The sequence below is a fragment of the Candidatus Nitrotoga arctica genome, from assembly GCF_918378365.1.
Classification (GTDB): Bacteria; Pseudomonadota; Gammaproteobacteria; order Burkholderiales; family Gallionellaceae; genus Nitrotoga; species Nitrotoga arctica.
In genome coordinates this window covers 2,015,506-2,039,956 of the sequence record NZ_OU912926.1, presented here as the reverse complement: position 1 = coordinate 2,039,956, position 24,451 = coordinate 2,015,506, and the positions used below count along the sequence as shown (strand labels likewise).

Below are 24,451 nucleotides of genomic sequence, written 5' to 3'. Positions count from 1 at the left end.
GAGTAATTTTTTTCCGCTTCAAATACGCGCTTCATAAATGAGCTGGATTTTTTGTAACGATCTTTTAAATTTCTATGGGTTTGACAATGCAAAATAACGATACTGTATTTGCTCTTGCACAGCAGTCACTGCTTGCACCGCATGCGCTTGAAACTCGCCATCTGGAGCAAATGTTTTCTAAAATGCTGGCGCATAAAGTGGATTACGCTGACCTGTATTTTCAATACAGTCGCGCCGAAAGCTGGTCGCTTGAAGAAGGTATAGTCAAGTCTGGCAGCTTTGGTATCGAGCAGGGTGTAGGTGTGCGGGCGGTGAGCGGTGAAAAGACCGCTTTTGCCTATTCCGATGACATCAGTTGGGCCGCTTTGGAAAGTGCAGCACTGGCTACACGCGCGATTGCACGGCAGGGCGGGACGCAAACTGTGCCACTGTTACGCGCGAACAGCAACAAACATTTCTATCTACCACACGACCCTATCGCCAGTTTGAAAGATGCAGACAAGGTCGCGATGCTGGAACGCCTGGAGCGTTATGCGCGTGCCCTGGATCCGCGTGTTACTCAGGTGATAGCGGGCCTGGCAGGCGAGTATGAGGTGGTGTTGGTGGCGCGTAGCGATGGCTTGATGAATGCTGACATCCGCCCACTGGTGCGCCTGTCGGTGCAAGTTATTGTGGAAAGTAACGGCAAGCGTGAGCAGGGTTCATCTGGTGGGGGCGGGCGTTTCGACTATGCCTTTTTTACGGACGAAGTATTATACGATTACGCCGCCAAGGCGGTACATCAGGCAGTTATTAATCTGGATGCCAAGCCCGCACCAGCGGGTAATATGACTGTGGTGCTCGGTTCCGGCTGGCCTGGTATTCTGCTGCATGAGGCCGTGGGGCACGGCCTGGAAGGTGATTTCAACCGTAAAGGCAGCTCCACTTTTTCCGGCCGTATTGGTGAACGGGTAGCGGCCGAGGGTGTTACGGTAGTGGACGATGGCACGATTGCGAACAGACGCGGCTCCCTGCAAATGGATGATGAAGGCAATCCTACGCAACGCACGGTTTTGATCGAGGACGGCATCCTCATGGGTTATTTGCAGGATACTTTGAATGCACGCCTGATGGGTGTGCCAATTACCGGTAATGCTCGGCGCGAATCTTTTGCGCATCTGCCGATGCCGCGCATGACCAATACCTATATGCTGAATGGCGATAAAGATCCACAGGATATTATTGCTTCAGTCAAGCATGGACTGTATGCCGCGAACTTTGGCGGGGGACAGGTGGATATTACCAGCGGCAAGTTTGTGTTTTCCACCGCTGAAGCATACATGATTGAAGACGGTAAAATCACCTACCCGGTGAAGGGTGCAACTCTGATCGGCAATGGTCCTGAGGCATTGACCCGCATCTCAATGATAGGTAACGACATGGCGCTCGATCCTGGTGTCGGCGTTTGTGGCAAGGAAGGACAGAGCGTGCCGGTAGGCGTCGGCCAGCCAACGGTAAAAATAGATGGACTGACAGTGGGCGGTACTGCGTAGGGTGAGAAAGTGCGGCGTGATATGAGTGCATAAATCGCACCTACATCACGCTGCGCTTTTCATTCTTGATCAAACGTTTAACTATTTGTACACCTATCAAAAATCCTTCATCTGTTGAATAAAAATTGAATTAGCATGCCCACGTTTATGCGTCCGTTACCGCGCCTAAGCTTGCGCTAGAGACCAGTCGGGCATATTTTGCTAGTACGCCGCGTTTATAGTGTGGTGCCGGTGGCTGCCACAGGGCACGACGCCGTGCAAGCTCTTGGTCGCTTACATTCAGTTGTATCAGGCGGGCTTCAGCATCAATGGTAATAGAATCTCCTTCTTCGACCAGTGCTATGGTACCGCCCATTGCCGCTTCGGGTGCAACGTGTCCAACTACAAAGCCGTAAGTGCCACCTGAAAAGCGACCGTCGGTAATAAGCGCGACACTTTCGCCCATCCCGGCGCCCACCAAGGCGGCAGTGGGTGATAACATTTCACGCATCCCCGGCCCCCCTTTAGGACCTTCGTAGCGGATTACGAGCACTTCCCCGGGATTGATTTTTTCTGCAAGAATTGCTTCCATGCAAGCTTCTTCTGAATCGAACACGCGCGCGGGGCCGGTTATTTTCGGATTTTTAATGCCACTTATTTTGGCCACTGAACCTTCCGTCGCCAGATTGCCTTTAAGAATCGCTAAATGTCCTTGCGGATAAATTGGATTATTCCAAGCGCGGATCACGTCTTGATCTGAACGTGGTTCTGCAGGTACATCCTTAAGTACCTCCGCGATAGTTTCGCCGGTGATAGTCAAGCAGTCGCCGTGCAGCAAGCCGTGTACCAAGAGCATCTTCATTATCTGCGGAATGCCGCCGGCTTGGTGAAGATCGGTTACCACGTAACGGCCGGATGGCTTCATATCGGCAAACACTGGAACGCGTTTTCGGATTGTTTCAAAATCATCAATGCTTAAGTCAACATCCATCGCATGCGCGATTGCCAGCAAATGCAAGACCGCATTAGTTGTGCCACCTACCGCCATAACCACGGAAATTGCGTTTTCGAAAGCTTTTTTGGTTAAAATTTGAGACGGTAATATTTGCTTCTGGATGGCTTGCACCAGCACTTCGGCTGACCGTGCCGCGCTGTCGGATTTTTCCGCGTCTTCTGCCGCCATGGTGGACGAATACGGCAGACTTATGCCCATGACTTCGAATGTGGATGACATGGTGTTCGCTGTAAACATTCCACCACAGGAACCAATTCCGGGACAGGCTTTGCGCTCTACGGCCAGAAGCTCTGCTGCATCGATTCGATGCGCGATAAATTGCCCCACTGCTTCGAAACTGCTGACAATGGTCAAATCCCGTCCGTTGAGGTGACCGGGTTTGATGGTGCCACCATAAACGAAAATAGCAGGAATGTTCAAACGTGCGAATGCAATCATGGCGCCCGGCATATTTTTATCGCAGCCACCGACGGCGAGTATGCCGTCCATACTTTGAGCACGACAGACCGTCTCGATTGAGTCAGCAATCACCTCGCGGCTCACCAGCGAGCATTTCATGCCTTCGGTACCCATTGAGATGCCGTCAGAAATCGTAATAGTTCCAAATATCTGTGGCATCGCACCAGCGGCGTGGGCCGCTTGCTCAGCCCGGGTTGCTAAAGTTCCCAACCCCGCATTGCAGGGTGTAATAGTGCTATACGCATTGGCAATGCCTACAATTGGCTTGTTGAAATCATCATCGCCAAACCCTACGGCGCGCAACATGGCACGATTAGGCGAACGCTGCACACCTTGTGTGATGGCTTTACTATGGATGTTGCTAGGCATGATGCTTCCTTTAAATAAATTAAGTTGATACTTGTTCTGCGCTACGTAATGAGCGTTGTAATTGAGGTCAAAAAGTGAAATTATTTTGTGACACAACCCATGACTAATGGTAGCAGAAATCAAGCTACATTATAGGCAGCAAGTAGCTCGGTTAACGTGTATTGGAGAACTTAGTGATCCAAACCTTGCAAGCATAAAAACTGACCTTATGTTAGTAATGCTTGGTTTACAATACTTCTGTATTGAGCTATTTTTTCATGAATTATTATGGAGTTCACTGATGAAAACAAAAGCTGCAGTCGCATGGAAGGCCAGTGCGCCGCTTACGATTGAAGAAGTTGATCTTGCAGGGCCAAAAGAGGGTGAAGTACTGGTCGAGATTAAAGCCACCGGAATCTGTCATACCGACTATTACACCCTGTCGGGTTCTGATCCGGAAGGTATTTTTCCGTCGATTCTAGGTCACGAAGGCGCGGGTATCGTAGTCGATGTCGGTCCGGGTGTTTCCTCTCTTAAAAAATACGACCATGTCATTCCTCTATATACCCCGGAATGCCGTCAATGCAAGTACTGCCTGTCGCGCAAGACCAATCTTTGTCAGGCCATCCGCTCGACTCAGGGTCGCGGCTTGATGCCGGATTCCACATCACGTTTCTCAATTGACGGCAAGCTCATCTATCACTACATGGGAACCTCGACTTTCTCCAACTACATCGTCGTTCCTGAAATCGCATTAGCTAAAATCCGTGAGGATGCGCCCTTCGATAAGGCGTGTTACATCGGCTGTGGTGTGACAACCGGTGTCGGTGCCGTGGTTTTTTCAGCCAAAGTGGAAGCTGGCGCGAATGTGGTCGTGTTTGGACTGGGCGGCATTGGTCTGAACGTAATTCAAGGTTCAAAGATGGTGGGTGCCAATAAAATTATCGGAGTTGACATCAATCCCGGGCGAATCGAGATAGCACGCAAGTTCGGAATGACCGATTTTGTGAACCCGAAAGAAGTTGGAGATATTGTCAATCACATAATTCAGTTGACCGATGGTGGGGCTGATTACTCTTTCGAATGTATTGGCAACATTACCACTATGCGGCAGGCACTTGAGTGTTGCCATAAAGGGTGGGGCCAATCGTTCATCATTGGCGTTGCTGCTGCCGGGCAAGAAATCAGCACTCGCCCATTTCAACTGGTCACCGGTCGTGAATGGAAAGGATCCGCTTTCGGCGGGGCGCGTGGCCGTACTGATGTGCCGAAAATTGTTGACTGGTACATGGACGGTAAATTGAATATCGATGATTTGATTACCCATACATTGCCGCTGGAGCGCATCAATGAGGGTTTTGATTTGATGAAGAGCGGCGAGTCGATCCGTTCCGTCGTGCTGTATTGAAGGGGCTGCACCATGCTTGAGCTGATCAGCGAACACGCATGTTTTGGAGGGGCCCAGCGGTTCTATAGTCATCATTCCGAAGCAATCGGCTTGCCGATGCGGTTTTCGGTATTCCTGCCGCCGCAGGCTCGAGAAGGCAAGGTTCCCGCCCTGTTCTGCCTGGCTGGTCTGACCTGTACGGAAGAAACTTTCATGATCAAGGCGGGTGCACAGCGTAGTGCTGCGCAGCAAGGACTGATGCTGATTACGCCCGATACCAGCCCGCGCGGCGCTAATCTTCCAGGAGAAGCAGATAGCTGGGATTTTGGGGTCGGCGCAGGTTTCTATCTCGATGCGACAGAAGCACCATGGAACAAGCATTACCGTATGTACAGTTACGTGTTGGAACTATATGAATTGATAGTGCGGGAATTTCCGGTGTTGCTTTCCAGTATTGGTATTACCGGACACTCAATGGGCGGGCATGGGGCGCTTGTTTTGGCGCTACGCAATCCGGATCTTTTTAAAACGGTGTCGGCATTTGCGCCGATCTGTGCACCGAGTAAATGTCCTTGGGGTGTAAAGGCATTTACTGCATATCTGGGCAGCGAGCAAGAGGCCTGGCAGCAATACGATGCCAGTGCGCTCATGAAACAAAGGCATGCGCCATTTCCAAGCGGAATACTGATTGATCAGGGGTTAAGCGATAAATTTCTGTCTAATCAATTGTTTCCTCACGCGTTCGAAGCAGTCTGCCAAGCTGCTCAGCAGCCCTTGGAACTGCGCTGGCATGACGACTACGACCATGGGTATTATTTTATTTCGACGTTCATCGAAGAACATATTCGATTTCACCACCGAAAATTAGGTGGGATTGCTCAATAAAGGTATCAATCGTTATGACTCCAATTTAAAAACTCTGCCAATGGTTTTAAAGTTCAACAATACAATATATTTTGTGCTCGCTTCGTGTTTTACCTAGAACTAAGGCGATAATACAAGGTAACTTCAAGTTGCACTTATCAGAACCAGTACTGTTCATGAACTAGGATAGAGGCTGTAAATTTTCTTGAGGGATTCTTAATTAATTTGTGAGGCTGTGATTGCCATTGATCCGATGGCTTGATACAGTGCAGTGTTTTTTCAACTAAAGGGAGTCATAACTATGAATAAAGCAGAGTTGATTGATGCAGTAGCGAAGTCCACAAAGAATTCCAAGGTCAATGTCGAGGAAATACTGAATGCGTTGATGGCTGCTATACAAGCGTCATTGGTAAAAGACGATAACGTGCAGCTGATTGGTTTTGGCACCTTTGCTGTTGAACAGCGTGCTGCTCGGATAGGTCGGAATCCAGCTACCGGAAAAGAGCTGAAAATACCGGCCAAGAAAGTCGCGAAATTTAAAGTTGGCAGCAAGTTGAAAGACGCAGTTGCTGGCGTAAAAGCTAAGAAAAAGTAACCAGCGCAATTAAGCGTGCCCCACACAGCCGGGGCACGTTATCTCATTATTTCTGAATTAATCTCATACCTCATTTTTCGATATCATGTTTTAAACCCTGAGGCTCACCTTTTATTTGACCTAAATTCTCGTGAAATCGTCGATTTGACAACTTCAATTTTTTGGCCAATCTGAATTTGATTTAAACCCGCTTGTTTCAACCCGTAAATCTGATATTGTTGGACGTGGCAATATTCAGAAAAAAATCTAACCTCGAGTTGTAGCAGTAATGAACCTATGCGATAAATAGTAAAAGTGAATGCTTAGTTTTAGCGAAGACTGATGACGCGCATCACATAAGGGGGGTATAAATGACAAGCAACATGAAATATTTTGCTGCAATTTTTGTTTCTATTTGTGGATGCACAACGGTTAGCTCTTTTCAAAAAATGCCTTCATACGAAAGAGCTCAATATGTCTGCTCCCGAGATGGTGACTACAAACGTTTAAGTAATGATGAATCCATCCACGAAGCCAAAATTGACGAGATTAGTAGTGTTTTATCGCGCGGCTATCGTGTGCATAAAGCATGCAGAACTGTAAAAGTGGAGAAGCCTGGTACTGTCTCCTGTACGTCCAATGGCGTAGGAAACTCTATTAATACTGATTGCAAACAAAATACAAATACAACATATGAGAATGTTTGCACTGAAACCCCCGTGTCTATCGACGCAAATTTGGAAAGAGGGAATCTTGAGGCATCCAAAAATATGGTGGTAAGAGCCAAGATCGAAAAGAATAATGTATATAATCGTTGCTACTCATTGGTTGAGCCGATGTCTGCTGAGCAAGCTTTTAGTTATTATAAAAGAAAATGAATCTTGTCCGGCCTAACGCATCAGGTTGATCACCTGATAAGGTCGGATCGTGCAAGCGAAACGCAGCCAGCACGGCGATGTTGTTTTATTTCATTATACCTCTAAATTCGCCAGGACTTTTACTTCACCACACTCGCGATTTCCTAAGCATATTTGCACAATGACCGGGGAAATCCGGCTTTTTCCTAAAGGAATCAGGAGTTATCGAAACAATTTCGCTTGAGAATGGTTATCGGTGGTTTATTTTAACTAAGAGTGGTGAGAAGAATATTAATAGGCCTCTTCAGCTATTTCTGATTTAATAACTATGGCTTTAATTTTCGCTGTTGAGCGGGATTTATGCCTTGCTTGACTAACAGGCGAGCATCGCTTGCAGACATCTGGTTTTGGCGGCCTTGATGTCGGGTATTGGTCGATAGCGAACAAGCATTCTTGTTGTAGCCTAAAAGTCGTAGCCTAAAACGGTAACGCCAATGCTTGCCGCCTGATGGAGTGACTTCAATGTATAATCCGCCCCCGCCGGTAAGCTTGATGAATTTGGCTTCTAGCTGGGTGTTTCTGATCTGGGTATCGGTAAATATGAGTTCTTCGATAGGGTAGAAACATCCTGTAATTGCCACGGTGGGTGGGTTGATGCGTTAAAGGTGGGCAGAATTTGTAGGTTGTTTTGACATACCTCATTTATACCGCTTTGCCTTGAGCTGCTGTGATGAATTTAAATGGAAAAATCAATAAAACGTTATTTATTAGCATGTTACATTGATAAATAATACGCCTGCAACATATCCGCAAGTGATTTTTGCAAAGCCAACAACCAAGCTGGTTCCCGCCGGTTGAGTCTGATTGTGTTTCTGATCCTACCCTCATTTCTACCCGCTTTTTATTGGACTGCACATACAACAGGATTTTTCTATCCCCCAACAATAACTAACTCCGCACAAGGCGGGGCCGTTGCTCGGCGCGAGTTATAGTTCTTTCTTAGGCTGCAAGAGGCCATACATATAGAGGCCGCGCTCAGGGGAACACTCTGCCGTCGTCAAAACTCTATAGGGGAAGCTCCTCCCACCCAGTCAACAGTTTGTACAGAACACAAACCCAGAGTCATAGTAGTAGCCATCCATAAACAGATCACGGGTAAATCGCTCCACGTCGAAGTAGTACCGCAAACTCTCGGGAATTTGATCTAGCGTGCCTGAGTCATCAAGATACTGCTGAGCGAAATCTTCCTCGCTGTCGTAGCTGCCCATGTAAGCACTTTCGAAAGAATCCCGAGACCATGAGCCATACCAACCAATAAATGCCGCCACAGCCTCGCTGTCGAACCCGTGCCGGATGATGTCTTCTTGCACTTCGATGAATCGGTCAAGGTCAAACAGATCGAAGCTGGATGAGTAGCAGCACCGCGCCAGTGATCCTTCGATGTCAGCGACAAGGATGTCGCCCCCGAATTCATCACAGGTGAAGCCTTTGCTGTGATAACTCATCGCGCACCTTATCCCATGAATCCACATCGTCCAGCTCAAGCCATGCGCCCTTGGTAGGAATGCCGTCAACGTAGAAAAATGCACACTCCCGCGACAATGCGCGGCTATACTCTTGCTTAGCCATTTTTGACTTCTTAATAGTCGATTTTGGTTAGGCGGTCGGAGAGTTAGCGCTCCCCGATTCGCCGCTTATATCATATCATTGCGACAACTGAATTATAACTAAATATTGCTATATTGTCCATTAAAAACAAATAGTTATTATACTTAGGCACACCTTCCGTCAAAATGTAACCCCCCCCTGGACCCACGACGATAGTGAGGGAGTGCCTCCATGAGAGTACCCTCATAATTCACAGGCTATTTCTAAGGAATGTAGTGGTCTAATTTGCACGGACACCTCGATAGGTGGAAAATCCACCATCAGAGGAGTACTAAATGACAAAGCAACGAAAAAAATTCGACACCAGTTTCAAACTGGAAGTTGTGCGCATGATCAAGGAACAGGGACTGAGTGTTCAGCATGTCAGCCAAAGCATGGGAATCGGTCTGACTGCGATCCGTCGTTGGGTGACGCAATATAAAGCCGAGCAAAATGGACAGCGTGGCATCGGCAATCCACTTACTGCTGAACAACAGCGTGTCCGCCAACTGGAGCAAGAAAACCGTCGACTTCGTATGGATGTTGATATTTTAAAAAAAGCGTCAGCCTTCTTTGCCCGGGAACTGAAATGAGCTACCAGCTTATTTGCCTGTTGCAACAGAAGGCGATCCCTGTTCAGCAGAGTTGCCGCGTCTTGGAAGTGAGTCGTTCCGGTTTTTATGAGGCTAGAAGCCGTCTCGCCAAACCAATGATTTGCAAAACAAGCACTCATCTGCGAGCTGCTTTCATGGCCAGTCATCAAAGCTATGGCAGCCGTCGTCTGGTCACCGCATTGGAAGCGCAAGGTATTCAAGTTGGTCGCTATCGGGTGCGCTGCCTGATGCGTCAGGCAGGCTTGAAGCCAGTATGGAAGCGTAAATTCATCCACACAACTGACAGCAAACACAATCTGCCAATTGCTGCCAATATTCTGGATCGGCAATTCAATCCGGTCGCACCCAATATTGCTTGGGTGGGCGATATCACCTATATCCGCACCGGGTCAGGCTGGCTCTATTTGGCGATAGTGCTGGATTTATTCTCGCGCAAGGTGGTTGGATGGGCGATGGCGCCGAGCATGCCTGCTGAATTGGTCTGCACCGCACTGCACATGGCAATACAGCAGCGTCAACCAGAGCCGGGGTTGATCGTCCACTCCGACCGTGGCAGTCAATATGTCTGCGGCCAGTATCAGGCTTTGCTAGTGAAGCATGGCTTCGTCTGCAGCATGAGCCGTAAGGGCAACTGTTGGGACAATGCAGTGGCAGAACGCTTTTTTCTGAACCTCAAAATGGAGCGCGTTTGGCAGCGCGAATATGCCAATCAAACGGAAGCTAAAACAGATATCACCGCATACATCGTGGGATTCTATAACTGTAATCGCATACACTCAGTATTGGGCAATCTGTCGCCCTCCGTCTTTGAGCGGAACAGGGCAGCAAAAAAACCTATCGTTGTGTCCGAAATTACTTGACCACTACAAACCATCATGCAAGTTATATAAAAAATAACACCCTGTTTGTGGTTTGATGATAAGCCGAAGAGGCAGTGGGGTTTTATACCGCTATCTTTAAAAACTCAAAAATCTTAAAAATTACTCGATACGGAAAAGCGGGATATGCAATTCATGGAAAACTGGTGGGATCGTAATGACCGTGGCCTTTGAACTTGATGGACAGATGTTTACCGCTCTCAACGGGAGGCCGATATTCCAATTTAACGAGGCCATTTCGTTTCAAATCAATTGCAAGACGCAAGAAGAAGTAGATTATTACTGGGAGAGGCTATCTAAGGTGGGGATGAAAAGGCATAGCAATGTGGCTGGCTCAAAGACAAGTATGGCGTTTCATGGCAAGTTGTCCCTACTGATTTAGTTGAGATGATCAATGATCCCAATTCTGAGAAATCACAAAGAGCTATGGAAGCTATGCTTAAAATGAAGAAAATCGACATTGAGGAATTAAAGCGAGCATATGCTGAGTAAAACGGGTTTTATGTCTTCACATAATACCAACCGCCATGAATAATTTTTGGATAATCCGTACCTGACCGTGACGGAGAGACTTTGAGAGAGAGGCGATGCTCCTTTCTATCCCGATTAGACCGCAACTGGAGCTTAAAGAAATCTAATATGACGAACGAACTAAAATCATCATTTACTCTTGGCGCACTGCTGTGCATTGGACTGATCGTAGCTGGATATATCCTCGGAGAAAGTGCACTTAAATTTAAGTCGTATGATCGGAGTGTTTCCGTTAAAGGGCTTTCTGAGCGGGAAGTTCCAGCTGATATCGCTGCATGGCCTATTCGATTTACTGCAGCTGGCAATGATCTGAGCGCACTTTATGCGTCGATGGAGACAAACACTAAACAGGTCTCAAAATTTCTGGAAGTGGCGGGTTTCTCGCCTTCCGAAATCACTATTGCGGCTCCCGTGATAACAGATAAGCTCGCGCAGAATTACGGCGGTCAAAATGTGAGCCTACGCTACACTGCTAAGCAAACTATTGCTGTCTATACCACTAAAATCGATCTTGCTCGATCCGCAAAAAACAACCTGGGTGAGTTGGGAAAAAAGGGAATCGCCTTCGGCGGGGAAGAATACGAACAGAAAACGGAATACCTGTTTACTAAGCTAAACGCTGTCAAGCCATCTATGGTGGAAGAAGCCACGAGGAATGCACGTCATGTTGCTGAGCAATTCGCAGCTGATTCGAATAGTAAGCTCGGTAAAATTAAGAGTGCCAACCAGGGTCAGTTCACGATTTCAGATAGAGACAGCAGCACTCCCCACATCAAGAAAATAAGAGTGGTGTCCACTGTTGATTACTTTCTGTCGGATTGAGCGTTACGCATGGCGGTTATAAATTTCGCTGCAGACGCTCAGGGTTCTGACAGGCAGCAGGCTGGACTCAAATGAGTGCCGAGGTATAGCGGCACATACTCCCCCTCTTTGAGCGAATCCATGATTCATTGTTACCCAGCTGCTGGAATTAGTAACCAACCCCACCGCCTTAACAGTTACGGTTAGAAAGCAATGGTCGACGTTTCATTCGTGTGGTTTGTATTTAGTTGCCAGAGGGATAATTTCTGCACTTCTCGCAGAATGAGATGATGCGTTTGTTGATCTGCAATCATTTCCCATCAAGGTGTTCAATGACTTATTTAAATCTACGAACGCATCCCACATCAAGGTTAATAGTCGCAAACATGCCTTCAACGGGGTGTGAGCACGTATCCTTTCCATGTCAATACGACATTGCAATCCTCGCAAGCGGAAAACATTATCACTACTGGAGATTTGACTTTCGATAACAGCACGACGTCGCAACTCAAAATCATCTGGAGCTGTTCTCGCCAGCTTTGCCCAAGCATCAAAATCGAAGTTATCCATTAAATCGAAATTAAAGGTATTCAATAATTAAAGTATAGGCTTACAATCAAATTCAATCTGTGCGGGGGAGAACATAGACGGCTACCAGGTTCCCTTGCTTCCTATTTGTCTACGCGTAAGCCGTCGTAAAGGCAACCGAGGCGATGATCAGAACGATATTACAAACACTGCTAGTCAAACTGCACAGTGACGACACCTCCCCCTTCAAACTTCACTTGGCCGTATCAATAGGTAGACGACCAATTTTTTCTCCCCTGTGTGTAATATGATTTTTATTTAATGTTCACGCTGAAGCGATTATCTCCTCAGTTTAAGTCCTTATGACTATGCGGTAGGTTCACCTCTGTTGCAATGCGGTGGGAACTATTTCAGCATTTTTTTGTCTATACTTTTCGTATAGCGTAAGCTATTCCCACGTTTTTCCTCCTTGGACGTGGAATCTTAACTTATCACATTATTAGTTAAGATATTGCCCCTGTTCCCATTAGGTTCAGGGGCATTTATTTGATTCTTGGTCTGCGTGAGAGTGATCGGTTCAGAGTACTGATTGAACCATAGAAGTAACAAGATAGGGATTATTGGTAGCGCAAACCACGCCTCAGTTCAATTGAAATCGAGGGTGTTCTTTACACGATCTCCTTTGAATAAAGAGTTGAATAACGCATCAATGATTACTTTGTGGGATATTAAATTGGAACAATTCATTGCCACCTCATGAAAACTTACAAAGAGTGCCACTTCATAAGCAATTAAAATCAATCAGGAAATAAGGAAAATTTATTGTGACTGATCTTCCCAACATCATTGTTTCGAGTCTGGATCTAGTGCGGCTCAACTACTTAATAGATACGCTGCCGAAAGATTCACAGCCCGAATTGGACAATCTGCGGTATGAATTAGATCGTGCGGTGGTAATTGAGCCCGAGAATATCCCGGCGACCGTTGTAACCATGAACTCAACCATTCGCTTTATTATTGAGCCGACGGGAAAGACGTTCGAACTGACACTGTCATATCCTGAGGACGCGTTGGGAAAGCCCAGTCGGATTTCCGTATTGGCGCCGGTCGGTAGCGCGTTGCTGGGGCGGTCGGTCAGCAGATGGAATGGCCGGTACCCGGAGGCAATACCATAAAGGTACGGGTGCTCGATATCAGTTACCAACCAGAAAGGTCGGGCGAATATACAAAGTGATGTTCAACTTTCTCCTTTTTCGTCGTCAAGATGGTTTAGGCGTTAAATTTGGCCTTTCATAAAGCACAGTGGCATGGCAAGGCTTCCCAAAATTTTCAATAGCGCTACGCCATTCGGTCACATATGTTTCGACTTGTGTTTCTGTACCGTTATTAAATCTAATTTGTTGTAACATTTCTACGAGCAAAAATTTAAGTGTCATACAAATCTATCCGTTATTTATTCGATAATGAGAATCATTATAATTAATGATGAAGAAGATCATAAGCTTTAAGGAAAAAAGGAGGTTTGCCCAATTACTTATGGATCGTTACATTGTGTTACCGAACCGAAAGAACTTACGACAGTACGTGCATCTGACTTTACTTACTCCGTCTGTATCATCAAGGTGATTTAGTTGCTTGAGCTCACCTATCAGATTACAGGAAGGACATGGCAACGAGTTCGCGGAATCCTCAGTAGCCATAGTCCAGTCAGTAAGATATGCATCGATCTGAGCTTCTGCACCACCCAGCACTCGAATTTCATGAACCATTGCTTTAAGCATGGATTCTATTGACATAACAATTTCCTATTGCAATATATCTTTCCGAGCAATCCAAAATTTTGGTGACTCTGTGATTAAATTGTCATAGCTTAAGAATGTAAGCACATGTTAGTGCAAAGCACATAATTATTGCGCACATTGAAGCAATCATCGGTATCCAGTCTTTCATCAATATCCCCTTGATTTTACTAAGTTGTCATAGTTTATTGAGGGTAATAATTAATAGGACAAAAGCACGCAACTATCAGGCAACATAAAATAACAACAGATACCCATTCTTACATCAGATTCTTCTTAGCTAATAGAGACCGTTATATTAACAATTAATAGCGCTAACTTCAACCTAACGAGAGTTTTACGGGAGCCAAAAGTCCAATTATCGTTATCCAGTCTTTTCATACATTCTCCATTATTTGGTTCGGAAAGTTCATTGGGTCTCCAATTCGCATACTGCTTTCATAAAACTTTGTATGCTGGAGCTGGTATAAATTTGATCATTATTATGTTGCAGCAATATTACTGTGCTCATCATTTACATAAATGCAGTGCCTAAGGTTCGGTAAGTCCGCCTTTTATTAAGGCAAAGACCTTTGCTGAAATTGGATTGTGTCTGTGAAATGTGTCGTAGCCAAAACGTAACCATGCCAAAAACGGCACCCTGCAATATCGTGCTTTCTGTAGCTGTCTAACAATCATTAACAGTAAATGTTCTTTAGAAGATTTTTTAGAAAAAACCATGAAAACAGAATTTTTAAAGGGAGTTCTGTCAGGAAATTTTACAGTCTGATTTACAGCACTATTAAACACTCTTTCAACATACTGATTATACTAAACAGTTTTTATTTGGCGTAATTCTTGCTGCCTTCAATTTACAAGCCGTTGTGTGCTTGCAATTACTGCTCGTACCGCACTGGCTTCATACATTCAATGCAACGATCAACAGGAGATATTTATGAAAAATTCATTATTTGTCTTTGCGATGGCTATATCTATTCTTTTCACTGCTCCTCTCTCTCACGCGACGATCATCCAATACACTGCGAATCTGGGCGGGCCGAATGAAGATCCTCCAAACGCCTCGCCTGGAATAGGTGTTGCCATGATAACTGTTGATGACGTGGCTAACACGATGCATATACAAGTCACATTTTCTGGCTTACTGGGAAATACAACCGCTGCGCATATTCATTGTTGCACAGCGAATCCTTTGACAGGGACAGCCGGAGTTGCTACGACCACACCAAATTTTGCAGGTTTTTCTCTGGGAGTTACTTTAGGAATCTACGACAATATCTTGGACATGACCCTGAGTTCTTCCTATAACCCGAGTTTTGTCACAGCTCATGGCGGGACGACAGCAGGAGCAGAAGCATTTTTGTTCAATGGGATGTCTCTCAATCAATCCTATTTCAACATTCATACTACTGTAGTTGGTAGTGGTGAGATTCGCGGTTTCCTTACGCAAGTTTCGGGAGTACCCGAGCCTACGACTCTTGCCCTACTCACCTTTGGGCTTATGGGACTCGGCTGGAGCCGCCTCAAGAAAGCACCAACACGCCCCATTCCTCGATAGATATGTTTTAGCGATTTTGATGCATGTAACGCCTGGTTCGACTCCAGGTCGGGGAGCCAAATATAGAGCCTTGCAGCTATGCAGGGCTTTTTTATTGTCTAAATCATTAACCTAAACCTGTGAGGTGCAGCAGCTTAAAATTTTCCAGTCACCATCCGGTAATGAATTGGATATCATTCTGAGTAGCATGTTTAATATTGCATTAATGATTACCTTGTTTACTTTTTCGGCAAATTTTATTTTTAGTTGAGGAATGGTTAGCGTAGTAATCGGCCCCGTGCCGCAAATCGCGCCGAAGAAACACGTCGCTCTCCGAATGTGGCAAAGTGGAATGAGGTGCCACGGAAGACCGGAATAGCAATGGTGCATATTGCCCGAGGGTTAGCGTGGTCATGGGTGACGTCATCGACATTGATGAATTGGCTTGGCGTTGTTGGGACGCTTGGCCGATATCCCGTTTAAGAGAGTGAGCTTGACGACGTACCCGATGTGGCACCACATTCCAAAACGAATGATGGAGATAATCATGGTGCAACGCAAGCAAAAAATCAGTATCAAACCCGGCAAATCCAGAGAGCCTTTAACGATCACCCATCCCCATGCGGCTGGAGTCGATATCGGTAGTTCGTCCCATTACGTATCTGTGCCGCCGGACAGGGACGACGAGCCTGTCCGGGAGTTTTCGAGCTTTACGGTTGACCTCAACGCCTTGGCCGACTGGCTCGACGCTTGCGGGGTGGACACGGTCGCGATGGAATCCACGGGCGTGTACTGGATCCCTTTGTTCGAGCTTCTGGAATCGCGCGGCTTCAAAGTGTTTCTGGTCAATGCGCGCCACGTCAAAAATGTCTCGGGCCGCAAGTCTGACGTGCTGGACTGCCAATGGTTGCAGCAACTCATGACCTACGGTTTGCTTCGCGGCGCATTTCGTCCTACCGAAGCCGTGTGCGTATTGCGCTCTCTATGGCGCCAGCGCGGGATGCTTTTGAGAAGCCAGGGCACGCATGTGCAGCGCATGCAAAAGGCGCTCACGCAGATGAACATCCAGCTCACCAACGTCATCTCGGACGTGGTCGGCGAGACGGGGCAAAAGATTCTGCGCGCCATTGTCGCTGGCGAGCGCGACGGTCAAGTGCTGGCCGCAATGAAGAATGTGCGCATTCGCGCTACCGCTGACGAAATCGCAAAAAGCCTGCAAGGCAACTGGCGCGCAGAGCATCTGTTTGCGCTCAAGCAAGCGCTGGATATGTTCGATTTCATCGGCACACAGCTAGCCGAGTGCGACCGTGAGATCGAGGGGCAATTGCAAAGCCTGCAAGTTCATGACGGCGAACCAGCGAAGGGAAAGAAGCGTGGTCGCGCCCGCAACGCGCCGAAGTTTGATCTGCGCACGCAATTGTTCAGGATGTGCGGAGTTGATCTTACGCGCATCGACGGCATCGACGTCACCACCGCGCTTGCGGTGATCTCCGAGACCGGGGCGGACATGTCGCGCTTCCCCACGGCAGGGCACTTCGCGAGTTGGCTGGGGCTATGCCCCGGCACCAAGATTACCGGAGGCAAAGTGATGAGCGGCAAGACCAAGCGCGTAGCCAACCGGGCGGCCCAAGCCTTGAGATTGGCCGCAGCAGCATTGCGCAGCAGCCAGTCGGCGCTGGGCGCATATTTCCGCAGGATGTGCGGGCGCATGGACAAACCTAAAGCCGTAACCGCCGCCGCGCACAAGTTGGCACGCCTGATTTACACCATGCTTACCAAGGGAGAAGAATATACCGACCAAGGGCAGGACTACTACGAAGAACGCTATCGCGAAAGAGTGTTGCGGCAACTAGCCCAGCGCGCTGAAAAAATGGGGATGAAACTCGTCGTCAATGAACAGCCCGCTTAACTCTACTTTTTAAAATCAGTTGGTTGGGAGGTGTTTCTTAAGAGCTAGGCGATCAAAGAAACGTATCTTTACTGATAGTGGGATTTCTTCGACAACTTACGGTCTCCTATTCAAGCTTTTTTCTATTGCATTCGGCAAGTTGATAAGTTTGCTTACTACAACTGTTTCAAAGGGCAACTTAACATCATTGATAACCGATGAAATAAAACCATCTGCGCGAAATAAATCAACATATGGCAGATAAGTTAGATGATTAATGTCTCCAAAATCACTTACCTTTGCATTGCGTTCCGTTAGAGTAGTGGTTTTAATTATATGACCTGCCAACGTTGTCATCGTAAATAATGATGGGGTCAATATCCAATTTGGAGCTTGCACTACATTTAACCCAAGGCTAACAGCTAATTTTCTTACAAAATTAATTGGCATATCTCTAATTAAATTATTAAGACTTTCATTTGCGAAATTTAAAAAATTTGTATTATCTCCACCACGCAAATTGTTTTCTTTAATTGATTTACGAAGAACTTTAATATTGGGGTCTTAGATTTAAGTATGTCCATGCCAATTTCACGAAGGTATAAAGAAATGGGAGAAATAATTCCCCAATATTTTTCATACATATGACCCAGTTTATCTAGGTCGGACATAGACTGTTTTATGGAATCCAGAAAGACTTTGAATGACCCTGTTTTGAAATAGCTTTTTAAGGATGCCTCAAGAGCTTCAGATGAAATAGTAAATTTTCCTGCAAAATATGTACAGAGGTCTTCTGATTCACAAAGCATTTTTCTGGATTCTATTTTTAACTTACCATTTTTATCCAAATATTTTCTTTGTTTTATTCTTCGCTCTACTCGATTTGGGATCCTATTTAGTGCTTCATGAACATAAGTCTCTAATTCATCAGTTTCATCGTTATCTACAAAATCTGGAAACCAGCCACCCTCGTCATTAAAAATCATGATTTTATTTTCTAAATCATTCATTGCACTGAGAATCCTAGCTTCATTTTCTAGTATTTTGATCGGGGAAATGAAACATCTCGATTTACATAGATTCTTTATCAGAGAGAACCGTCTTGACGGCTATATCAGCATATTTATGTTCAGTTGCAGCAGCTTCCAACAGGTGGACATGGCTAAATCTTAGCTCTATATATCCTTGCATTTGCCAATTTAGCAGTTGGCTTTCTAATTCAATTATTTCTGATGTTCTTTTTTCAGGATTAGATAAATCTGAAAAGTCAGAGCTATCAAGATAAATAATTAGGGGGTTTTTCATTTCCAGTGTTAATTAATATGGAACACTTCAATTGGAAGCATAAAGTGCCACCTCCATTTTGTTACACCTTACCTTTTCTGACCTGAATCATTGCTACTTTGAGAATCACACCCAAAATCCTTAATAGCAAAATAATTTTCCACTATCAATAACTCACTTCACCCTAAATTGTGTTCCAACGTACAGACTATGCAACCCAGCTCAGCTATCATTTATCTGTTTGCTTTGTGTAATTCACGCAATAATTACTAGTATGAAGAGATTGCTGGCAATATTTCAGCCATCATCATTAAAAAGGACTCATAACGTGAGAAACAATTTGTCTTTTTTTGTCGCAAGCGTGTTTGTTATCGCAACAAGCTCCGCATTATCTCAAACGTTTGTACCTAACGATGCACAGATACTTGGAATCATAATAACTGCCAATACTGTTGATATCGATACTAGTAAGCTAGCTATAAAAATATCCGAAGATAAAGAAACTAAAATTTTCTCTGAACGAATGGTCATTGATCATTTAGACATGAACAAGCAGGCGATCGCACTTGCCGAAAAACAAAAATTATCTATAACAGAGAGCGATGCTAGTAAAAACATTAAGTATGTGGGTGAGGTAGTTATAGCAAGGCTCGAAAGCTTAAAAGGTAAGCATTTTGATAAAGCTTATATTGATAATGAAGTGATCGATCACGAAGTATTATTAGATACTTTAGATAAAATATTAATTCCGAATGCACAGATGACAGAACTTAAGGATGCGTTAGTTAAATTCCGACAATCTGCCGCCGCTCACTTGGAACACGCCAAGTTCATTCAAACGACAGTCAAATAAGATAATCCCCCCAGCGAAATGACGTCGGCTTTAATGAAATGCTAGCGTCCATTGCATCTGGTTTGCCATCTTTTTGCGTCGAGCCAACTCCTTCTCACTAGGCGCGACACTCAGGAACGAACCAGGCAGGATATCGCCACTTGGCACATAGGTACTCATCACAACGCCAGTGGTAGAAACTTGAGAGTGAAGGAGCCTAAGCCCCGATGGCTTGCTAATCTCGCTGAAGAGGCGCTTACCCCGCCCAAGCACCACTGGAAAAGTCCACACGTTGTACTCATCTATCTGTGATGCGGCCTGTAGCGTTTGAATCAAATTGCCGCTGCCAATAATCTGCAAGTTAGGGCCATGTTGGGTTTTGAGAGCGATAACTGCCGAGACTACATCGCCGTGAAGCAGAGTCGAATTTTTCCAATCGAGCGTCGTCAATGTGCTCGAAGCAACATACTTTTTTGCTGCATTAAGCGTACTCGCAGTCGGATCATCATCAGGCTGGTAGGGCCAATGCGCTTCAAATATCTCATAGGTTCTCCGACCAAGTACCAGCTCTCGATCCTTGCCGTCGAAACCTGATGTCGAGAGATTCATGCTTGCGTCCCCCAGTAGGGGAATATCCAGCCACCAAGAGTAAAACCGCCAGTCGGGTCTTCTTCCGGCCCACTGGGTGCTTGCATAATGCCGTCAAGCGACACAAATGTAGATGCGATGAGTTTCCTCATAGGAACATCCCTATAATTTTGAAGGTATATACTGAGACTTACAATTTAGTTCATTGTATTTATTTTATAAAAGTAATTATGGAACCTCGCCTTCGAACCACAGCATAATTTGCCGCTACAGTTTCGCACCACGCATAGATCTATTCGCAAGTTTAAAGATCAACCAACACCTCGAAACCGCCGTAAATCATTCGCTTTCCATCAAACGGGGCAGTCTCTGGTTTCATCATATCGGCCATTCGAGGATCCTTCATTACTTTGTCATTGACCTCGTCGCGGTGAGCACGCGATTCATACACGATCCACGAGAAGATCACTGTTTCTTCTGCTTCTAGATTAACGCTTTGAGGAAACGATGTAAGCTTCCCAGGCTTTACATTATCCGAAATTGCAGTGCGCCGTGCTCCCGCCATATTGCGCCGCACTTGATCGCCATTTCACGATAGGTTTCTAAATTCTTTGTTGGAAGCGGCAAAACGAAACCATCTACATAAGCCATTGCATTCTCCTTGAGAAATTTAAATTTACAGGATTCAATATGATATGTAATTTACTGATGACATAAAGCCAACCTTGGAATACGGCCTCAGATCAACACAATTGTTAAATCCCTACTTATATTTGCTAAATGACAAGACCATGAACTATTAAACTCGCTAATTGCCTTTGCTTTTGACCACTTTTCTTCCTTTATACACTCCAGACGGACTTATATGATGCCGTAGATGATGTTCACCTGAAGTGGGTTCGACCGCTAATGCTATATTTTCCATAAAATCGTGGGCTCGATGCTTCCCTTGCTTAGATGAAGATTTTTTATTTTGTCCGGCAGCCATGTTAGGAACTCCTTTATCAATTGAGCAATTAAATTTAAATACGTAAACAATTCTATTTAATTAATGCTGGAAGTTCTGTACGAGAGATAACATAAGCACATGGTTAATATATTAATAAAATAAGTTTCTACTCGAACTACCAATTGTCATGGCGGTCTCGACGCTCTTGGCGATAGTTAGTAACTTCTAGGCGAACGCCATCGGGGTCAGAAAGAATGTTGCCCAATAGTCGGGAGCGTACTCGGAGTAAAGCTTTGCTTCCGAAGCTTCGATCCCTGCCGCACGTAACTGATTGGCAACAGCTATAACATCAACAATTGCATCGACGCGAAGGCAAAAATGATGAAGCCCTGGAGAGTAGGAGTCATGCTCGGAGGAATTGCGAGCCGGTCGAAGAACATACCCGAAATATCGATTGAAGTATTGGATATGCGGATCGCCACCTATGATGAATTTATTTTTTCGGAAGCCAAGCACCTTTAGCAAGATCTGATCGTAGAAAGACTCGGAACGCTGAAGATCAGACGCTGCAATGTAGATATGGTCAATTCCAATAACTTCAGTCATAGCGTGAAGATGCGGGTAGGGGTTAACTCAAGGTAGATATCCTACTACACACTACAAAGAACCTTCGAGGCGCATAAATGGGCAACCGGCACTATTGCAACGTCCTTCTTGCACCTGCGCCAATTTTAGATTTCGACGCTGACTAACAGATCAGCTATTTATATTTGCACCACTGGCTCTCGCAAGGAACACCATCCGGGTGCCCACCATTTCCGCCGTCCATTTTCACTCCAGGACAGTTTTGCAGAAAATATGTAGCCTCTTCGCAGGATGTCATTTGAGAGCAGTAGACTCTGCCATCACATCTGAAATTACTTGAATTGGCAATGCTCTTTGTAGATTCATTTTGTTCTGGTAAAAGCTTTTTACCAACTTGCGATTCTTGTTGCTCGTTAGCTTTCGCCAAGCTTTCTGTTTGAAATTTCGTGTAACCAGTCCATGCAATACCGCCAACGATCAGAAGTATCATTATTTTTTTCATAGCTCACCCTATTATTTGTCCAAATTTACATCTTTAAATCGAATGCGCTTTCTTAATGTTGGTTTTCTCATTGAGTACCCCCAAAGCATCAGCGACTCAGATATAGAGCCTTGCAGCGATGCAGGGCTTTTTTTTGTTTAAATCATTGGTCTTGTAAGGGCAGCTTAGGATTTCCCGGCCACCGTCCGATAACGAGTTTAATAGCGTGTTAGATAGCGCATCAGTAACTTGCCTTAATTATTTATTATCGGCATCTTTGATTTTTAGTTGAGGGTGTAGGTTGACCTTCCAAATCTACAGTGATTTGTTGCGCATAGATATGTCATGCACTGTTATCAACTTTAAGAAACTGCCGCAACAACCGAGCATATGCAGACATTGAAGAAATCACCCGAGCGTGTCAAAAAATACTTTCAGGATGCTCGCGTGAAATATGCAGCATGAAAACTTCAAACTTCAACTGGCCGGATCAATAGCACTGAAAATAATGCTGATACTACTCGTAACTGCTGTGCTGTCCTGTATTTCATTTGGCACAAATTCAGGAAGAATTGAATTAAATAGCCATCCATAAACGGTAACCATCCATGCCTAGCAACCCATTCTGCATTAACCGCTTCACGCCTTAATCTTTCACCCTTCATCCTTGCCTGCAAATGAGCACGCTTTTTTTGCGTCCAAAATATGAAGGGAACTTGATCAACTTACACACTCATTGCCGTACAGTGCATTGCCGACCTGACATACGCGGCTTAGCCGAACAACGATTTTCAGAATATATGTGCAGGTAACCTTACAACTATGACCCACATGGTTTCGCCACAGTTAGAGGCTACCGTAATGATAATTCAGCACATACACCGTTGTGATCAGACCAATACGTCATTTCAGAAAAATGATCCCAAACGCCTACATGCTCGACAGTAATCCGAGAGCGAGATACACATATATGATCAACGTTATGCCTGTAGAGGTCTTTGTTTTTAGGATCAGGTTTAATTTTCCATGCGAACCAAAATCCTCTTCCGTTATGCATGTGAGTTGATTGTGGCTTAGCTGTCCATTAAGGAGTTGTATGCCATTGGGTGAACGATACCCCCTGCTCTTTCCATCACGTGTTTGATTGAAATCCCCCATCACAATAAATGGCACACTATAGGCCCGGCACGATTTATAAATGAATTTTTATTGGTTTTCGATGTTGCGCTATGGAGCAGGCCCGCTGTGCGCCAGCACATTGAGCTGGCGCACGGTATCAAGCTGTCTATTCGGGCAGTAGGCAACTACTTGGCACGTTGGGGTTTTACACCACAAAAACCCATTAAAAAAGCATACGAGCAGCGGCCTGAAGCCGTCCAGGCTTGGCTTGATGAACAATATCCGGCCATTGAAGCCAGAGCAAAAACAGAAGGTGCGGAAATTCACTGGGGCAACGAGACGGCGCTAGTCAACACGGATGTCAGAGGCAGGAGCTATGCGCCGGTGGGCAAGACACCTGTGACGTTCGCAGTAGGCGGCACGCGCCACAAGCTATCGATGATTGCGACGGTAACCAATCAGGGTAAAACGCGCTGGATGATTATTGATGAGGCATTTAACTCCGACAAGCTCATTGAATTTCTGGAGGCGCTCATCAAGGATACAGACCGCAAGGTGTTTCTGATACTGGACAACTTGAGAGTTCATCACAGCAAACCTGTAAAGGCTTGGGCTGCCGAGAACGCACAGAAAATCGAGTTGTTCTACTTGCCCAGCTACAGCCCTGAACTCAACCCCGAAGAAAGACTGAATGCGGATCTCAAACACGTCATCACTTCAAAGGTGCCAGTGCGCACCAAGGCAAAACTCAGAGCTGCTGCGACTGATCACATGACCATGCTTGAGCAAAACCCCGAACGCGTGCGCCGTTATTTCCGCGACCCAAAAGTCGCCTACGCGGCTTCATGAATAATTTGTGCCGGATCAATAATGGCTGCGACGAGCATCCTATGCGCACGAAAAATTCTTCATTTTCACCGTGTCTGATAAATATAGGCTTACTGCTTTTTGAAGTTTTTACATGACAAATTCTAGTTTCATCGAAAACGGGGAATGTAATTTTGATGTGAGAACTGTATTCGCTACCAATATATTTTTTTATCACTTCAATAACCTGTAACTCAAAGCCATCAATGCTTTTATTACTTAACGTTTCAATGTCGTTATCAAGCCCTAATGCATTTTGGTTATCATCTATGCCTATAAACAAATGTCCACCTTCACTGTTCATAAAAGCGGACAGGGTTTTTGCAATGACATACTCCAACTTCTTGTTGATCCCTTTTTCCCGCAAGTCATATCGGAGGGTTGATTTAAATTCGATCGAGTCACTTTCACCTGCCAGAATGAGTTCCTTGATGGCCTCGTTGAAAGGCTCTTTATGGTTCAAGTCAATTCGTGATTTTAATTCGTTGTAAATGCGACTGCCTCTCGCCTG

At 45.4% G+C, this 24,451-nt stretch carries 26 protein-coding genes and 3 pseudogenes; 14 read left to right on the top strand and 15 right to left on the bottom strand.

The features are described from left to right. Positions 1–86 precede the first annotated feature (86 nt). Positions 87–1,532, top strand: coding sequence for a metalloprotease TldD (gene tldD / locus MKZ32_RS09300; protein WP_239797015.1), 1,446 nt, complete (start codon positions 87–89; stop codon positions 1,530–1,532). 145 nt (positions 1,533–1,677) lie between these two features. Here the strand turns inward: tldD and ilvD are convergent, their stop codons facing one another. Beyond that, a complete protein-coding gene (gene ilvD / locus MKZ32_RS09295; RefSeq protein ID WP_239797014.1) occupies positions 1,678–3,354 on the bottom strand; it encodes a dihydroxy-acid dehydratase in 1,677 nt (558 codons plus the stop codon). Positions 3,355–3,634: 280 nt separating this feature from the next. Between ilvD and MKZ32_RS09290 the strand changes: the two genes are divergently transcribed. From MKZ32_RS09290 to MKZ32_RS09275, 4 genes are all read left to right on the top strand, one after another. Next, positions 3,635–4,741: an S-(hydroxymethyl)glutathione dehydrogenase/class III alcohol dehydrogenase gene (locus MKZ32_RS09290; protein WP_239797013.1), complete on the top strand. Its 1,107-nt coding sequence runs from the start codon at positions 3,635–3,637 to the stop codon at positions 4,739–4,741. Positions 4,742–4,753: 12 nt separating this feature from the next. Then, entirely contained in the window at positions 4,754–5,605 is an 852-nt protein-coding gene (fghA, locus tag MKZ32_RS09285; protein ID WP_239797012.1) for an S-formylglutathione hydrolase, read from the top strand. A gap of 280 nt (positions 5,606–5,885) precedes the next feature. Beyond that, positions 5,886–6,179, top strand: coding sequence for an HU family DNA-binding protein (locus MKZ32_RS09280; protein ID WP_239797011.1), 294 nt, complete (start codon positions 5,886–5,888; stop codon positions 6,177–6,179). Positions 6,180–6,529: 350 nt separating this feature from the next. After that, positions 6,530–7,036 carry a hypothetical protein gene (locus MKZ32_RS09275; protein WP_239797010.1) on the top strand — a complete coding sequence of 169 codons (507 nt, stop codon included), beginning with the start codon at positions 6,530–6,532 and terminating at the stop codon, positions 7,034–7,036. A gap of 305 nt (positions 7,037–7,341) precedes the next feature. Here MKZ32_RS09275 and MKZ32_RS09270 read toward each other — a convergent pair whose 3' ends face one another. The 3 genes from MKZ32_RS09270 to MKZ32_RS09260 form a co-directional block, all read right to left on the bottom strand. Further along, positions 7,342–7,656, bottom strand: coding sequence for an Arm DNA-binding domain-containing protein (locus tag MKZ32_RS09270; RefSeq protein ID WP_239797009.1), 315 nt, complete (start codon positions 7,654–7,656; stop codon positions 7,342–7,344). Positions 7,657–8,106: 450 nt separating this feature from the next. After that, complete coding sequence (locus tag MKZ32_RS09265; RefSeq protein ID WP_239797008.1) at positions 8,107–8,520, bottom strand: antirestriction protein ArdA; 414 nt, start codon at positions 8,518–8,520, stop codon at positions 8,107–8,109. Then, positions 8,489–8,644, bottom strand: a complete 156-nt coding sequence (locus MKZ32_RS09260) for a hypothetical protein (protein WP_239797007.1) — start codon at positions 8,642–8,644, stop codon at positions 8,489–8,491. Before MKZ32_RS09260 ends, MKZ32_RS09265 begins: the two co-directional genes overlap by 32 nt. Before the next feature lie 314 nt (positions 8,645–8,958). On the opposite strand from MKZ32_RS09260, the gene MKZ32_RS09255 reads away from it, so the two are divergent. The 4 genes and pseudogenes from MKZ32_RS09255 (at position 8,959) to MKZ32_RS09245 (ending at position 11,507) form a co-directional block, all read left to right on the top strand. After that, positions 8,959–10,136, top strand: a protein-coding gene (locus tag MKZ32_RS09255) for an IS3 family transposase (RefSeq protein WP_239796902.1) whose coding sequence is annotated in 2 segments (ribosomal slippage) — positions 8,959–9,226 and positions 9,226–10,136 — 1,179 coding nt in all. Because the reading frame shifts where the segments join, the coding sequence is not laid out codon by codon here. 175 nt (positions 10,137–10,311) lie between these two features. Beyond that, on the top strand, positions 10,312–10,536 hold the full coding sequence (locus MKZ32_RS15465; protein ID WP_320412264.1) for a VOC family protein: 225 nt from the start codon (positions 10,312–10,314) through the stop codon (positions 10,534–10,536). Continuing rightward, positions 10,476–10,646, top strand: a pseudogene (locus MKZ32_RS15460) (VOC family protein); the annotation flags it as partial. The gene MKZ32_RS15465 and the pseudogene MKZ32_RS15460, both read left to right, overlap by 61 nt. 147 nt (positions 10,647–10,793) lie before the next feature. Beyond that, positions 10,794–11,507, top strand: coding sequence for an SIMPL domain-containing protein (locus tag MKZ32_RS09245; RefSeq protein WP_239797005.1), 714 nt, complete (start codon positions 10,794–10,796; stop codon positions 11,505–11,507). Positions 11,508–11,711: 204 nt separating this feature from the next. Here MKZ32_RS09245 and MKZ32_RS09240 read toward each other — a convergent pair whose 3' ends face one another. After that, positions 11,712–12,056, bottom strand: coding sequence for a DUF3135 domain-containing protein (locus MKZ32_RS09240; protein WP_239797004.1), 345 nt, complete (start codon positions 12,054–12,056; stop codon positions 11,712–11,714). A gap of 782 nt (positions 12,057–12,838) precedes the next feature. Here MKZ32_RS09240 and MKZ32_RS09235 point away from each other — a divergent pair. The 3 genes from MKZ32_RS09235 (at position 12,839) to MKZ32_RS09225 (ending at position 17,256) form a co-directional block, all read left to right on the top strand. Beyond that, positions 12,839–13,189 carry a GreA/GreB family elongation factor gene (locus MKZ32_RS09235; protein ID WP_239797003.1) on the top strand — a complete coding sequence of 117 codons (351 nt, stop codon included), beginning with the start codon at positions 12,839–12,841 and terminating at the stop codon, positions 13,187–13,189. Between the two features lie 1,558 nt (positions 13,190–14,747). Next, entirely contained in the window at positions 14,748–15,368 is a 621-nt protein-coding gene (locus MKZ32_RS09230) for a CHRD domain-containing protein (RefSeq protein ID WP_239797002.1), read from the top strand. A gap of 526 nt (positions 15,369–15,894) precedes the next feature. Continuing rightward, positions 15,895–17,256, top strand: coding sequence for an IS110 family RNA-guided transposase (locus MKZ32_RS09225; RefSeq protein ID WP_239795878.1), 1,362 nt, complete (start codon positions 15,895–15,897; stop codon positions 17,254–17,256). Between the two features lie 96 nt (positions 17,257–17,352). Here MKZ32_RS09225 and MKZ32_RS09220 read toward each other — a convergent pair whose 3' ends face one another. The 3 genes from MKZ32_RS09220 to MKZ32_RS09210 all read right to left on the bottom strand — a co-directional run bounded on the left by MKZ32_RS09220 (position 17,353) and on the right by MKZ32_RS09210 (position 18,540). Beyond that, entirely contained in the window at positions 17,353–17,754 is a 402-nt protein-coding gene (locus MKZ32_RS09220) for a hypothetical protein (RefSeq protein ID WP_239797001.1), read from the bottom strand. Next, positions 17,724–18,245: a hypothetical protein gene (locus MKZ32_RS09215; protein ID WP_239797000.1), complete on the bottom strand. Its 522-nt coding sequence runs from the start codon at positions 18,243–18,245 to the stop codon at positions 17,724–17,726. Before MKZ32_RS09215 ends, MKZ32_RS09220 begins: the two co-directional genes overlap by 31 nt. 61 nt (positions 18,246–18,306) lie before the next feature. Then, complete coding sequence (locus MKZ32_RS09210; RefSeq protein ID WP_239796999.1) at positions 18,307–18,540, bottom strand: hypothetical protein; 234 nt, start codon at positions 18,538–18,540, stop codon at positions 18,307–18,309. Positions 18,541–18,847: 307 nt separating this feature from the next. Here MKZ32_RS09210 and MKZ32_RS09205 point away from each other — a divergent pair, with 307 nt between their 5' ends. After that, on the top strand, positions 18,848–19,372 hold the full coding sequence (locus tag MKZ32_RS09205) for a DUF4142 domain-containing protein (protein WP_239796998.1): 525 nt from the start codon (positions 18,848–18,850) through the stop codon (positions 19,370–19,372). A gap of 30 nt (positions 19,373–19,402) precedes the next feature. Here the strand turns inward: MKZ32_RS09205 and MKZ32_RS09200 are convergent, their stop codons facing one another. The 6 genes and pseudogenes from MKZ32_RS09200 to MKZ32_RS09175 form a co-directional block, all read right to left on the bottom strand. Then, the gene (locus MKZ32_RS09200; protein ID WP_239796997.1) at positions 19,403–19,960 is read right to left on the bottom strand and encodes a dihydrofolate reductase family protein; all 558 of its coding nucleotides are present in this window, start codon (positions 19,958–19,960) and stop codon (positions 19,403–19,405) included. Continuing rightward, positions 19,957–20,091: a dihydrofolate reductase family protein gene (locus tag MKZ32_RS09195; protein WP_239796996.1), complete on the bottom strand. Its 135-nt coding sequence runs from the start codon at positions 20,089–20,091 to the stop codon at positions 19,957–19,959. The genes MKZ32_RS09200 and MKZ32_RS09195 overlap by 4 nt, the downstream gene beginning before the upstream one ends. A 152-nt stretch (positions 20,092–20,243) precedes the next feature. Further along, positions 20,244–20,527, bottom strand: a pseudogene (locus MKZ32_RS09190) (DUF1428 domain-containing protein). Positions 20,528–20,747: 220 nt separating this feature from the next. Then, positions 20,748–20,927 (bottom strand): 50S ribosomal protein L32, encoded by a 180-nt coding sequence (rpmF, locus tag MKZ32_RS09185; protein ID WP_239796995.1) that lies wholly within the window; start codon positions 20,925–20,927, stop codon positions 20,748–20,750. 186 nt (positions 20,928–21,113) lie between these two features. Continuing rightward, positions 21,114–21,494, bottom strand: a complete 381-nt coding sequence (locus MKZ32_RS09180; RefSeq protein WP_239796994.1) for a VOC family protein — start codon at positions 21,492–21,494, stop codon at positions 21,114–21,116. A gap of 154 nt (positions 21,495–21,648) precedes the next feature. Then, entirely contained in the window at positions 21,649–21,975 is a 327-nt protein-coding gene (locus MKZ32_RS09175; protein WP_239796993.1) for an excalibur calcium-binding domain-containing protein, read from the bottom strand. Positions 21,976–23,172: 1,197 nt separating this feature from the next. Between MKZ32_RS09175 and MKZ32_RS09170 the strand changes: the two are divergent. After that, positions 23,173–23,922: pseudogene (locus tag MKZ32_RS09170) on the top strand (IS630 family transposase); the annotation flags it as partial. Here MKZ32_RS09170 and MKZ32_RS09165 read toward each other — a convergent pair. Continuing rightward, positions 23,822–24,403 (bottom strand): AlbA family DNA-binding domain-containing protein, encoded by a 582-nt coding sequence (locus MKZ32_RS09165; protein ID WP_239796992.1) that lies wholly within the window; start codon positions 24,401–24,403, stop codon positions 23,822–23,824. The pseudogene MKZ32_RS09170 and the gene MKZ32_RS09165 sit on opposite strands and share 101 nt — an antisense overlap. Between the last annotated feature and the right edge of the window lie 48 nt (positions 24,404–24,451).